The organism is Rivihabitans pingtungensis, from assembly GCF_003201855.1.
Classification (GTDB): domain Bacteria; phylum Pseudomonadota; class Gammaproteobacteria; order Burkholderiales; family Aquaspirillaceae; genus Rivihabitans; species Rivihabitans pingtungensis.
This window is the reverse complement of record NZ_QJKI01000009.1, coordinates 22176-34845: the sequence shown is the minus strand read 5'-3', so window position 1 is coordinate 34845 and position 12670 is coordinate 22176. Positions and strand designations below refer to the sequence as shown.

Below are 12670 nucleotides of genomic sequence, written 5' to 3'. Positions count from 1 at the left end.
CGGCGCGCCTTGTGCGCGCCGGGCTGGCGTCATGCTGGATAGGCGGCCACATGCGCCACCAACTCATGCAGCGCTTGCGCGGCACCGCGCAACTGACGTGCATCCTCGGTAATGCGGCGGACCCCGCTTGGATTTTGCTCGCTCATGGCGTTGACGGTTTCCATGCCGCTGGCGATGTCTTGGGCGGTGGTGGCTTGCTGATCCACCATCAGGGCGATTTCTTGTGCGGTGCCGGCGGCATCCGCCTCGCGCACGCATGCATGGACGCTGGCGATGGCCTGCAAGGCATCGTCAGTGCGTTGACCCGCAAATATCGCCAGTGCTATACGCGGTGCGCTCAGTCAATTTGCGCTCCTCGAAGTGCACAAATGATGGGCATCTCAGGAGACTAGAGGACTGTGTGCGTGAGCTCAGGCTCCCATCGTTGAGTCATCCCGTTGTAACGTCATTTCTGCATACTATGGTGTGTCATGAGCCTAAATTCCTCAATTTGCTTGATAGCAAGCATCTGGTTACCACGACAATCAAGAAAGCCTTTTATGAATGCCCAGGCTCCGTTCTGTGCTCAGCGCATCAGTCTGCAATTGACTCGCCTCTGCGAAGCGATGGCGAGCTTGCGCGCTGAAATGGCGCGTGTATGTCAGCAATTGCCCGCACCCTCTGTGCCTCGTAGTCAATGAAAAATAAATGCATGTTTTACTTCGGCCGGCTGCATTGTCGGCTTTTTTTATCGCCAACGAACCGTTAAGGTAAAGACGACATGAAGTTCACTCCGCTGACGCTTAAGCAACGGGTGATGCTTGGCATTGCGGCATTATTTGCGTTATTGCTGGCGCTGGCTGCGGCTGGCTGGCATGGCGTCCGGGACAACCGGGCAACCATTGAGCGCATGGCGCAAGTGGATGCCCGCAAGGTCAGCCTGGGGAACGATGTCGCTTCTATCTTGAGTCAGATGGCGACTGAACTTTATCTCTTGGTGGAAGAAGATCAGCCCGAGCGTTATGAAAAATTCAAACAAGGCTTGCCCGAAAAACTGTCGATCATGAGTCAGCGCCGCAGTGAATTGCTGGCGTTGGTGACTGAGTCAGAAGAGCGGCAGATACTCAATGAACTGGCCGGACGCAGGACTGAGTTTGTCAGCAGTGTCGAGCAGGTATTGAAGCATCTGGATACCGGAGAAACGCCACAGGCCCGTGATCAGTTTCAGCGACGTTGCTTGCCGGCGTTGGTCTTGTATTCACAAACCATGGATCGTTTCCAGCATATTCAGCACCAGAAGCTGGATGCTAATGGTAAGCACGCCAGCGAAAAAGCCCGACAACTGGAAACGATTCTGGCGGGGCTGTCTGTGGCGGCGGCCGTTTTGGCGATTGGCGCAGGCATATGGATCGTGCGCAGTGTCACGCGGCCGCTAGGCGGGGATCCCCGTGTGGTCAGTGATGCAATGTCGCATATTGCTTCGGGCAATTTAACCATACAAGCGAGCTTACTTAACGCTGCGCCAGAAAGCTTGTTGGGCAAACTGGCCGCCATGCGTGCCGGCTTGAGTGCCTTGATCGGCAATGTACATGGCGCTTCCTTGGAAGTTGGTGCGGCGGCACGAGACCTTTCCGCCTCTTGCGAGCAAATTTCTGTTGGTGCGATGACACAAGGCCAGTCCACAGCCACTATGGCCGCTGCGGTAGAAGAATTGGTGGGAAATATTGAAACGCTTTCCAGCACCTCGGTGCGTGTGCAAGAAGTGGCTGAGCGCTCAGAGGCCTTGGCGGGGAATAGTGACCATCTACTCAGTCAGGCCGCCACTGAAATCAACCGGATGATCGACACCATCGACAATTCGGCCCAGGATGTGGCGCAACTTGCTCGGCGTACACATGAAATCGGCCGTATTGTTGGCGTAATTAACGACATCGCCGATCAAACCAATCTCCTGGCGCTGAATGCGGCGATTGAAGCTGCTCGCGCGGGCGAGCAAGGCCGGGGCTTTGCTGTGGTGGCCGATGAAGTGCGCAAGCTGGCGGAGCACACGACCCGCGCCACGACCGAAATTGACGAGATGATCCGCAGTATCCAGCAACAAACCGAGCTGGCGGCCGAGAATTTATTGCAAGGTGAGCAGGTGGTGACATTTGGCGTGACGCTGGTGCGCGAACTGGTCGATCCGCTGCGCCAACTGCGCGAAGGCGCAGGCGACACCCGCCGAGAGCTGGGCGAGCTGATTTCCGCGCTGGAAGAACAAAGCCAGGCTGCCCGCCATATCGGCAGCCATGTTGAACGGGTGGCCAACGCGGCGGAACAGTTTGGCGCGGTAGCGCGCGGCTCCGCTGACACCGCCAATATGCTGCTGGGCGTGGTCACCCGGCTGGATGGCGAGGTGGCGCACTTTCGCCTGGCGTGAGTCGGTGGCGGGGATCAAGCATAAAAAACGGCGCGCCCACTGGGCGCGCCGTTTTGCATGACGGACCAACCGGCCAGGCTTACACCTGGAACTTGGCCACGGCGGCATTCAGCTCGTCAGCCAGCGCTTCCAGCTGCTGGGCGCTGTGCCGCGCCTGGCTGGCGGTGTCTGCCGACTGCGCCACCATATTGGCGATGCGCTCGATATGCTCGGCCACCCGTTGGTTGGCCACGCTTTGCTCTTGGGTGGCGCTGGCCACGTCGCGGATATTGTCCAGCGCCAGCGCCGCGCCCGCGCGGATTTCTTCCAGCGCGCGCGCTGCTGATTGCGCCTTGCCCACGCTGCTTTCTACCTGCGGCGCGGCAGCGCTCATGCTGCCCACCACCTCGCGGGTGTCGCGCTGCACGGCGTCGATCATGCTGGCGATTTGTGTGGTGGCGTCGGTGGTGCGCTCGGCCAGCTTGCGCACCTCATCGGCCACCACGGCAAAGCCCCGGCCTTGCTCGCCGGCGCGGGCGGCTTCAATCGCCGCGTTCAGCGCCAAGAGGTTGGTCTGGTCGGCAATGTCCTTGATCACCCCGGCAATGCCGCCGATTTCAGCGGCGCGCTGGTCCAGCGCGGCAATCTGGCTGGAGGCGTGCGACAGCTGCTCAGACACCTGCTGGATATGGCTGGCGGCGTCGTTCACCAGGCCGCCGCCGTCCTCGGCCAGGGTGGCGGCGCGCGCCGATTGGGTTTGCGTGCGCTGGGCGTTGCCCGAGATATTCTGCACGCTGCTGGACAATTGCTGGATGGCCGCTGTGCTGGAGGTGGCGGCGTCGGTGGCGTGGCTGGCCATGCTGGCCATATTCACCATTTGCTGGTTAATCCCATGGGCAGACTGGTTGAGCTGGTTGGCGTTGTGCTGGATTTGCTGCACCATGCCGCGCAGATGCTCCTGCATGCGCGCCATGGCGCCCAGCAGGCTGGCGTCGTTCACCCGCTCGTCAATGCGCTGGTTCAGCTGGCCGCTGGCGATGGCCTGCGCCACGCGGGTGGCGTGCGAAGGCTCGCCGCCCAGCGCGCGGTAAATGGCGTGAGAAATCCACACACCAATGCCCACCATGCAGATAAACACCGCCGCGCCAATGCCGACAAACTGCCAGACGCGCTTCCAGAACAAGGCGTCGATATCATCCAGAAACATCCCAGTGCCCAGAATCCAGTTCCATTCCGGGATTTTCAGCACGCCATTCAGCCGGGGGTATTGCACATCGCCATCCGGTCGGCGGGTGTAAAACAGCACATAGCCAAAGTCGCTTTTTTCCAGCACCTCGCGGTAGCCTTCGATGGTGGTGCGGCCATCCGGCAACTTGCCGCCCGGATCAATCTTGCCTTCTTTGCGCTTGTCCGGGTGGGCAATGAACAGGCCGGAATAATCACGCAGCACCATATAGTCGCCCTTGTGGCGCATGCCACGAATGGCTTGCGCCGCCTGGCGCTGGGCCTCTTCTCGGCTGAGCTTGCCGGCTTTTTCGGCCGCCTGGAACTGGGCGATCAAGTTGCCGGCCATGCGCACATGGGTTTCGATGCCGGCCTTGCGCTCGGACAGCATGGCGTCGCGCACCACGTACAGTGAATAGGCCGAAAGGGCGATGAACCCTGCCGCGGCAAACAGCACAATCAGGGCCAGACGATGGGATATTTTCATGAGACGCATCCACGGTGAAATATGCTACGTAGAAATACTGATTTTATGGCGTGCATGAGCATGTGCATGAGGCTCCTCGACATGGGTATGGCCGGTCAAGGATGCGTCAAAATGTTTTATTGTGCTGATTTAAATGAATTTTTTATTGCTTTTGTGGAGTGTGTGCCATAGCGATGATAATGCTGCTGCGAGATTTTAGGCAAGCAAATTATGCCTTGGTGCTATTACGTGGCGGGGGGTAAAAATCAGTAGAAATCTGATGGGGGCATGACGCAGCAAAACGGCGCGCCCAAAGCGGTGCGCGCCGTTGTGTGAAGTGGGATGGGGGTTGTGGCGCTTACACCTGAAACCTTGCCACGGCGGCATTCAATTCACCTGCCAAGGCTTCCAGCTGGGTGGCACTCTGCCGGGCCTGCGCAGCCGTGCGGGCTGAATGTTCCACCATGCTGGCAATGCGCTCGATATGGTCGGCCACGCTCTGGTTGGCGGCGCTTTGTTCCTGGGTGGCGTTGGCCACATCGCGGATATTGTCCAGTGTCAGCGCCGCGCCGGCGCGGATTTCTTCCAGCGCGCGTGCGGCCGATTGCGCCTTGCCGACGCTGCTTTCCACCTGCGGCGCGGCGGCGCCCATACTGCCCACCACCTCGCGGGTGTCGCGCTGTACGGCGTCGATCATGCTGGAAATTTGCGTGGTGGCTTCGGTGGTGCGCTCGGCCAGTTTGCGCACCTCGTCGGCCACCACGGCAAAGCCACGGCCTTGTTCGCCGGCGCGTGCGGCCTCAATGGCCGCGTTCAGTGCCAGGAGATTGGTCTGGTCGGCAATGTCCTTGATCACCCCGGCGATGCCGCCAATCTCGGCCGCGCGCTGATCCAGCGCGGCAATCTGGCTGGATGCCTGCTCCAGCTGTTCGGAAACATGCTGGATGTGACTGGCCGCATCATTGACCAGCGCCCCGCCGTCGGCAGCCAGGGTGGCGGCGCGTGCGGATTGGGTTTGCGTACGTTGGGCGTTGTCCGAGATGTGCAACACGCTATTCGACAGTTGCTGAATTGCCGCCGTGGTCGAGGTGGCGGCATCCGAGGCCTGATTGGCCATATCGGTCATGTCAACCATCTGCTGGTTGATGCCATGCGCCGAGTGATTCAGCTGGCTGGCATTGTGCTGGATCAGGCTGACCATGCTGCGCAGCTGTTCCTGCATACGTGCCATGGCGCCCAGCAGACTGTCGGTGCTGGCCTGGCCATCAATGCGCTGATTCAGCGTGCCGGCGGCAATCGCTTGCGCCACTTGTGCGGCATAGGCGGGCTCGCCGCCCAGCACCCGGTAGATCGACCGGGACATCCACACCGCCAGACCAATGACGCAGCTCAGTACGACCACGCCAATGCCAAGAAACTGCCATACCCGCTTCCAGAAGATGGCATCGATATCGTCCAGAAATACCCCTGTGCCAACAATCCAGTCCCAATCCGCAATTTTCAGCACGCCGTTGATTTTTGGCACGTCCACGTTGCCGTTCACACGCTTTGTGTACAAAGACACGTAACCAAAATCGCTGTTTGCCAGCACATCCCGATATCCCTGCATCAGGGTGCGACCGTCTGACAAGGTGCCCCCACCATCTGTCTTGCCTTCTTTGCGCTTGTCCGGGTGCACAATAGATAAGCCAGAAAAGCTGCGCAGATACATGTAATCGCCTTGGTAGCGCATGCCGCGAATGGCTTGTGCCGCCTGGCGCTGAGCTTCTTCCCGGCTGAGCTTGCCGGCTTTTTCGGCGGCCTGGAATTGGGCAATCAAATTACCGGCCATGCGCACGTGAATTTCAGTGGCTGCTTTGCGCTCGGAGATCATCGAGTCGCGCACCACATACAAAGAGTAGGCGCAGAGAATGACAAAGCCTGTTGCGGCGCACAAAATAATGAGGGCCAGGCGGTGGGAAATCTTCATGGGCTGCACCTACTCTTGCAGAAAGAAACCGTAGAAATACTGAATTGTAAAACCAAGTTAAGACGGTTTCATGAAGCAAGGCAAGCACTATCTGCCGCACACACGCCGAGCGGCGCAAGAAAAATTCAAAAGAAAAACCATTATCAACAAAATGAGATAAAAAACAGCGCGATATCATGACGGGCTTTTTGCCTGGGACTAAGCCGGACAATATCGCGTCACTGGCGGTGAGTGGCTGTTTAGCGTGACTTGGCAAACTCAGCGAAGCGACCACTGGCCAAGTGGGTGACCACAGACTGTATGGGTGTACGGCAAGTTCACACAACAACGCCAGCGGGTTTTGGGCGCGACGCTTAAAACCCGAAGCGCGCCAATTGACTGCCGAGTGTGCGCACCGCTTCGTGCAAGGTCAGTGCCGCATTGGCGCTCTGGCTGGCGGCGGCGCTGTTTTGTTCGCTGATGACGGTCAAGGCTTCGATGTCCTTGCCGATGGTATCGCTGGCTTCCTGTTGCTGGGCCAGGGTTTCCATCAGATGATCCAGCTTGTCGTGGGCTGTGCGGGCACTGTCGCGCATTTCTTCCAGTGGGCGGGCCAGGCCGTGCATCAGCTCCACGCCAAAGCTCACCAGTTTTTCACCTTGCAGCAGATTGTCGGCAGCATGGCGGGTTTGCTCTTGCACCCATTGAATCGAGCCGCCAATCTCGCGGGTGGCGCTGCGCGTGGTTTCTGCCAGCATGCGCACCTGATCGGCCACCACGGCAAAGCCACGGCCCTGTTCGCCGGCGCGGGCGGCCTCAATTGCCGCGTTCAGCGCCAAGAGATTGGTCTGGTCGGCCACATTGGCAATTAATTGCACCACGCGGTTGATTTCTTCCGAGCGCTCGGCCAACTGCGACACATCCTGGGCCGAGCGCTGGATGGCGGCAACCATGTCCTGAATGTCCAACGCTGCCTTGACGATCACTTGATCGCTTTCGCTGGCCAGCCGCTCGGCCAGGCTGGCGGACTCCAGGGCAAAGTGGGCTTCTTCGCGGCTTTGCCGTACGCCAATCTGAAAACGCTCGATGGCAAAAGCCATGCTCAGGGTGGATTCACTTTGTGCTTCGGCAGCGCGGGCAATCTGCTGTGAGGCGCCGGCTACTTCTTCGGCGCTGCCATCCACCTGGCTGCTGGCTGTCTCTGCTAGCCGGAAGCTGTCGCCGATGGCATCCAGCAGGGCATTGAAAGCCTGAATGCTGTGAGCCACTTCATCATCATGGCCGCGCAGTTGGCAGCGGCGGGTCAGGTCAAGGTCACTGGCGGTTTGGCTGGCGGTGGCTTCCAGGGTGCGCAAGGGGCGGACAATGGTGCGGATGATCCAGCGCGCCAGCGCCAGCAGGCCGATGCTGAGCGCTGCGCCACCCCACAAAATCACCTGAAACAACAGATGGCGCAACTGGTCTTGTTCGCTTTGCTCCCGGTCGATCAACTGCTGGGTGGCTTGTGCCAGTGCGCGCCAGCTGTGTAGGGCAGCTGCGGCATCATGTTGTGTGGCGGCCGTGAGCCAGGCTTGCCATGCCGGCTGCAAAGTGGCTTCGGTGAACAGCTCGGGTGCTTGTGTGCTTAATTCGCTCAGCACGGGCCAGGCCGGCTGCGGCGTGGCGCGCAAGGCGCTGTCCATTTGGTTCAGCCGCGCCAGCGCCTGGCCGTGATCATGGCGCAGCCGGTGCAGTTGCGCGTCGGCCAGATAGCCGGCCATCAATCCCAGCGCGCCCATGGCGGCCAGCGCCAGCATAGCCACCACGCTGAAAATATACAGTTTGTGGCGGATGGTCAGACGCATTCGGCATCTTCCTCTTGGTTGGCATCGTCGGTGTAGGTATCGGTATGGCCGATGGCGTCGAGCAAATCACGCAAGCGTTGCTGGTGTTGGTCAAGTCGTTCGCAGGCCTCGTGCAGATCTCGACGGATCATGTCGGCGTGCGAACGCAGGGCCGAGTGTGTGCGCATGGCTTCACCTGTCTGGAAGGGGTTTGCCATAGAGTATGCGTTTGAAATGTTAAGTTCTTGTAAAGTGTGACGCGGTTAGGAGCAGTGATTGCAGCGTGCCGTGAGCATATGGTTTGTTTTTTTGAATTGTGATGGCATAAGTTGACGCCAAGGGGCATTCCACCCTGCGTGGTGCCTGGGCAAGCCGGCAATGAAACAATCGAACGATTGAGACTTCCGACCGGGCTAACCTTATAATTCGTCTGCGCTGTTGACCCACGTCAACGCGCGCCAGGGGCCTTCCCGGCCACACTTGCGACTTCCTTTTTGAGCCAGACCCACCATGACCGAGCATGCTTTTTCTCCCCTGATCATCAAAGGCCGCACCCTTTTGCCCATTGTCCAAGGCGGCATGGGCGTGGGCGTGTCGGCGCACCGGCTGGCTGGCGCGGTGGCCAAGGAGGGGGGAGTGGGCACTATCGCCAGTGTCGATTTGCGCCATCTGCACGCCGATCTGGTGGAAGAATCAGCCAAGTTCACCGAAGCAGCCGATTACGATCGTCTGAACCTGATTGCGCTGGATCGTGAGGTCAAGGCCGCGCTGGACATCGCCCAAGGTCATGGCATGGTGTCGGTGAACGTGATGAAGGCCGTGGATTCCCACGCGGCCTATGTGCGCCAGGCCTGCGAGTCGGGTGCGCAAGCCATCACCATGGGTGCCGGCCTGCCGCTGGACCTGCCGGAAATGGTGCAGGGTTATCCGGATGTCGCCCTGCTGCCGATTTTGTCCGAGTCGCGCGGCATCGGCATTGTCATCAAGCGCTGGATGAAGAAAAACCGCCTGCCCGACGCCATCGTGATCGAGCACCCCAAGTACGCTGGCGGCCACCTGGGCGCGGCGAAAAAAGAAGACATCGACAACGACCGCTTTGAGTTCAAGCGCGTGCTGGACGAAACCTTCGAGCTGTTCAAAACCCTGGGCCTGGAGCGGGAAAAAATTCCGCTGATCGTTGCCGGCGGGGTCAACAGCTATGAAAAAGTCAAAACCTATCTGGGCTGGGGCGCTGCCGGCGTGCAGGTGGGCACCGCGTTTGCCGTCACCCACGAGGGCGACGCCCACCCCAACTTCAAAAAAGTGCTGGCCGACGCCAAGCCGGAAGACATCGTCGAATTCATGAGCGTGGCCGGCCTGCCGGCGCGCGGGGTGATGACGCCGTTCCTGAAGAGCTACCTCAAGCGCGAAAGCATTCTGCAAGCCAACGCCAAGGCCGACCCCAAGCGCTGCACCCAGGGCCTGGACTGCCTGAGCGTGTGCGGCCTGCGCGATGGCCTGTCCAAGGTGGGGCAGTTCTGCATCGACCTGAAACTGTCCTCCGCCTTCCGTGGCGAAGTCAGCAAGGGCCTGTTCTTCCGTGGCTCGGAAAGCCTGCCGTTTGGCCACGCCATCCGCAGCGCGCGCGAACTGATCGACTACCTGCTGACTGGTGTGAAGCCGGCCAATCTGGCTGCGTAAACCCCGCCATCTCGCCCCTCCGACCGTGACCGCCGCCTGATGCGCAGACTTGTTTAATTTGTTAAACATGCTGCGTATCAGGCGGCTTTGTTTTATGCTTTCCGACCATGACCTTCTCCAGCTGCAACCCGGCCACCGGCGTCGGGTTTTATTCCCGCCCGGCGTGGACGCCGGCGCAACTTGACGCCAGCATTGCCGCCCTGCGCGCCGTTCAGCCCGCCTGGCGACGCTTGCCAGTGGCCGAACGCGGCCACGCACTGCGCGCGCTCAGTCAGCAATTGCTGGCCCACGCCGACGAACTGGCCGGGCTGATTTCCAGCGAAGTGGGCAAGCTGTTGGCTGAGTGCCGCGCCGAGGTGGAAAAATCCGCCAAGCTGTGCCACTACTACGCCGACCTCGCCCCCGAGCTGCTGGCCACGCAGGAAATCCCCACCCTGGCCAGCCGTTCTGGCGTCAGCTTTGAGCCCCTGGGTCTGGTGCTGGCGGTGATGCCGTGGAATTACCCGGTGTGGCAGGTGCTGCGCTTTGCCGTGCCGGCGCTGGCTGCCGGCAATGCCTGTTTGGTCAAGCCGGCGCCGTCGGTGCCGCTGACCACTGAGCGTTTGCTGGCGCTGGTGCGCGCCGCCGGCATCGACGCGCTGGACGTGGCCTGGATCGACACCCCGCAGGTGGAGGCGGCCATTGCCGCCTCGGATGCCGTCGCGTTTACCGGCTCGACCCACACCGGCCGGCGCATTGCCGAGCTGGCCGGCCGGCACATCAAGAAAAGCGTGCTGGAGCTGGGCGGCAGCAACCCCTGCATCGTGCTGGCCGACGCCGATATTGCCCTGGCCGCCGAAGAAGCCGCGCATTCGCGTTTTCGGGACGCCGGCCAGTCGTGCAACGCCGCCAAGCGCATGGTGCTGGCCCCTGAGATTGCCGAGGATTTTTTGCAGGCGTTTTTGGATGTCGCCCGCCGCTTGCAGTCTGGCGACCCGCGCGACCCGGCCACCACGCTGGCGCCGCTGGCCCGCGCCGACCTGCGCGACGCCCTGCACCAACAAGTGATCGACGCCCGCGCCCACGGCGCGCGCTGCCTGCTGGGCGGCGAACTGCCCGACGGGCCGGGGTTTTTCTACCCGGCCACCGTGCTGGATCAGATCAGCCCCGCCTGCCGGGTGTGGCGCGAAGAAACCTTTGGCCCGGTGGCCAGCGTGCTGCGCGCCCACTCAGACCTGGACGCCATCCGCCTGGCCAATGACACGCCGTTTGGCCTGGGCGCCAGCATTTACAGCGCCGACGTCGAACGCGCCCAGGCGCTGGCCGCCGAGCTGGAAGTCGGCAGTGTGTTCATCAACCGCCACACCAGCTCGGACTTGCGCCTGCCGTTTGGCGGGGTAAAGGCCTCGGGCTATGGCCGCGAGCTGTCCGAGTTTGGCTTGTATGAATTTGTCAATGTCAAAACCTACTGGCAGCGTTGAAGCGCCGCGCGGCGCGTGCTGCGCCGCTGTGCTTCATAGCTGAAAGCGGCCCACGGTGGCGCGCAGGCTGGCGGCCAGTTGGTTCAGCCCTTCGGCGGCGTCGCGCAGGGTGTGGCCGGCGGCGGAGGTTTCTTCGGTCATTTGCGCGACTTTTTCCACATTGGCCGCCACGGTATTGCTGGCGTTGCCTTGTTCGGTCAGCGAGTTGGCGATGTCGCGGATGGCCTTCAGCGCTTGGTCGATGCCGCCGCCCAGCCTGTGCATCACCTCGCCCACCGTGGCGACGCGCTCGACGCCGCTTTCCACTTGGCTGACGCCGTCGCTCATGCGCTGTCTGGCGTGTTCCACATCGGCCTGAATGGCGTTGACCATGGCGCTGATTTCGCCAGTGGAGGCGGCGGTGCGTTCGGCCAGCTTGCGCACCTCATCGGCCACCACGGCAAAGCCACGGCCAGACTCACCGGCGCGGGCCGCTTCAATGGCGGCGTTCAAGGCCAAGAGATTGGTCTGGTCGGCAATCTCGCGGATGACATTCACCACTTGCGAGATTTCCCGTGATTTGCCGTCCAGCTCGGCCAAGGCGCCAGCGCTATGGTGCACGGCGGTGGTGATATTGTTTACCTCGCTGATGGCTGCCTGAGTGGCCTGGCCGCTTTCCTGGCTGAGTGCGCCCGCTGCGCTGGCGGTGTGCGCGGCCTGCTGGGCGCTGGTGGAAATATGGCCGATGCTGGTGGTGAGCTCTTCGACCGCGGCGGCAATCGAGGCGGTGGATTCGCTTTGTGTACTGGTGCTGCCGGCCACTTGTTCAACCGTGGCTGCCAGGCTGGCGGCGGCGCTGGCCAGGTGTTCCGCGCCGGACTGGATTTGGCCGAGCAGGTGTTGCAGGCTACTTTGCATTTTCTGCATGGCCTGCATCACGCTGCCCGGCGTCTGACAGATAATCGGCGTGCGCAGGTCGCCGGCGGCAATGCGCGCGGCCACCTCGGCCACTTCCTGCGGCTCAGCGCCCAGTTGCCGGCCCAAGGTACGCGCCATCCACAGCACAAAGCCCACGCCCAAGAGCAGCGACAGCGCCAGCAGGATCAGGCTGTTGCGCTGGCTGGCGTGGTACAAGGCCAGCGAGTTGTCGTACTCGGCTTTGGCCACTTCCAATTGCACCGCCACCAAGCGATCCAAGGGCCCTTGCATGGCGTTGCGGGTGCGCTCCAGGTCCTGATGCGGAAAATCAGTCAGCGTGGCCGGGTTTTGCTGGTTCAACACCACCACCAAGCCATCCAGCTGACGGTCGGCTTCGGCCAGCAGCGGTTTGAGCTTGGCGATTTCACGCTGCTCGTCTTCCACCAGATAGGTGGCCAGGTAGTCATGCCAGTGCTGGCGGGCCCGCTTGAGTTGCTGGGTAAGCGCCTGCGCCGCCTGTGGGCCAGATTGTTCACGGCTTTCCACCTGGCTGACCAGGCGGCCGGGTAGCGCCAGATAGGCGTCGGATACCAGTTTGATGTCGCGCAGCGGCACTACCCGGTCTTTGTACACACTGTCCAGCCCGGCCACCACCTGTTCCATGCCACGCAGGCCCAACAGGGCGATGGCGACGGACACCGCCAGCAGTACGCCTGTCAGCAGATACAGACGGGTGGAAACTTTCAGGGCGTTCATGGTGAGTCTTTCGTTTCGATGACACTTCACAAAATTGAC

General features: G+C 61.3%; 9 protein-coding genes. 3 read left to right on the top strand and 6 right to left on the bottom strand.

What is annotated here, in order from left to right; all coding sequences use genetic code 11:
* Positions 1-29: 29 nt before the first annotated feature.
* On the bottom strand, positions 30-284 hold the full coding sequence (locus DFR34_RS08555) for a hypothetical protein (protein WP_110390730.1): 255 nt from the start codon (positions 282-284) through the stop codon (positions 30-32).
* Positions 285-760: 476 nt separating this feature from the next.
* On the opposite strand from DFR34_RS08555, the gene DFR34_RS08550 reads away from it, so the two are divergent.
* Positions 761-2398 (top strand): methyl-accepting chemotaxis protein, encoded by a 1638-nt coding sequence (locus tag DFR34_RS08550; RefSeq protein ID WP_110390729.1) that lies wholly within the window; start codon positions 761-763, stop codon positions 2396-2398.
* 79 nt (positions 2399-2477) lie between these two features.
* Here the strand turns inward: DFR34_RS08550 and DFR34_RS08545 are convergent, their stop codons facing one another.
* From DFR34_RS08545 to DFR34_RS17110, 4 genes are all read right to left on the bottom strand, one after another.
* Positions 2478-4088, bottom strand: a complete 1611-nt coding sequence (locus DFR34_RS08545; RefSeq protein ID WP_158281775.1) for a methyl-accepting chemotaxis protein — start codon at positions 4086-4088, stop codon at positions 2478-2480.
* Positions 4089-4425: 337 nt separating this feature from the next.
* A complete protein-coding gene (locus tag DFR34_RS08540; RefSeq protein WP_110390727.1) occupies positions 4426-6036 on the bottom strand; it encodes a methyl-accepting chemotaxis protein in 1611 nt (536 codons plus the stop codon).
* A gap of 353 nt (positions 6037-6389) precedes the next feature.
* Positions 6390-7859 (bottom strand): methyl-accepting chemotaxis protein, encoded by a 1470-nt coding sequence (locus tag DFR34_RS08535; RefSeq protein ID WP_110390726.1) that lies wholly within the window; start codon positions 7857-7859, stop codon positions 6390-6392.
* The gene (locus tag DFR34_RS17110; RefSeq protein ID WP_158281774.1) at positions 7850-8026 is read right to left on the bottom strand and encodes a hypothetical protein; all 177 of its coding nucleotides are present in this window, start codon (positions 8024-8026) and stop codon (positions 7850-7852) included. The genes DFR34_RS08535 and DFR34_RS17110 overlap by 10 nt, the downstream gene beginning before the upstream one ends.
* Positions 8027-8348: 322 nt before the next feature.
* On the opposite strand from DFR34_RS17110, the gene DFR34_RS08530 reads away from it, so the two are divergent.
* On the top strand, positions 8349-9518 hold the full coding sequence (locus DFR34_RS08530; protein WP_110390725.1) for an NAD(P)H-dependent flavin oxidoreductase: 1170 nt from the start codon (positions 8349-8351) through the stop codon (positions 9516-9518).
* 107 nt (positions 9519-9625) lie between these two features.
* A complete protein-coding gene (locus DFR34_RS08525; protein WP_110390724.1) occupies positions 9626-10978 on the top strand; it encodes an aldehyde dehydrogenase family protein in 1353 nt (450 codons plus the stop codon).
* A 33-nt stretch (positions 10979-11011) separates the two neighbouring features.
* On the opposite strand, the gene DFR34_RS08520 is transcribed toward DFR34_RS08525, so the two are convergent.
* Positions 11012-12631: a methyl-accepting chemotaxis protein gene (locus tag DFR34_RS08520; RefSeq protein WP_158281773.1), complete on the bottom strand. Its 1620-nt coding sequence runs from the start codon at positions 12629-12631 to the stop codon at positions 11012-11014.
* Positions 12632-12670: the final 39 nt, after the last annotated feature.

Excerpts from the sequence above, each read along its gene's own strand:
- DFR34_RS08540 (WP_110390727.1), bottom strand. The coding sequence starts at position 6,036 with ATGAAGATTTCCCACCGCCTGGCCCTCATTATTTTGTGCGCCGCAACA.
- DFR34_RS08530 (WP_110390725.1), top strand. The coding sequence starts at position 8,349 with ATGACCGAGCATGCTTTTTCTCCCCTGATCATCAAAGGCCGCACCCTT.
- DFR34_RS08520 (WP_158281773.1), bottom strand. The coding sequence starts at position 12,631 with ATGAACGCCCTGAAAGTTTCCACCCGTCTGTATCTGCTGACAGGCGTA.
- DFR34_RS08535 (WP_110390726.1), bottom strand. The coding sequence starts at position 7,859 with ATGCGTCTGACCATCCGCCACAAACTGTATATTTTCAGCGTGGTGGCT.
- DFR34_RS08545 (WP_158281775.1), bottom strand. The coding sequence starts at position 4,088 with ATGAAAATATCCCATCGTCTGGCCCTGATTGTGCTGTTTGCCGCGGCA.
- DFR34_RS08525 (WP_110390724.1), top strand. The coding sequence starts at position 9,626 with ATGACCTTCTCCAGCTGCAACCCGGCCACCGGCGTCGGGTTTTATTCC.
- DFR34_RS17110 (WP_158281774.1), bottom strand. The coding sequence starts at position 8,026 with ATGCGCACACACTCGGCCCTGCGTTCGCACGCCGACATGATCCGTCGA.
- DFR34_RS08550 (WP_110390729.1), top strand. The coding sequence starts at position 761 with ATGAAGTTCACTCCGCTGACGCTTAAGCAACGGGTGATGCTTGGCATT.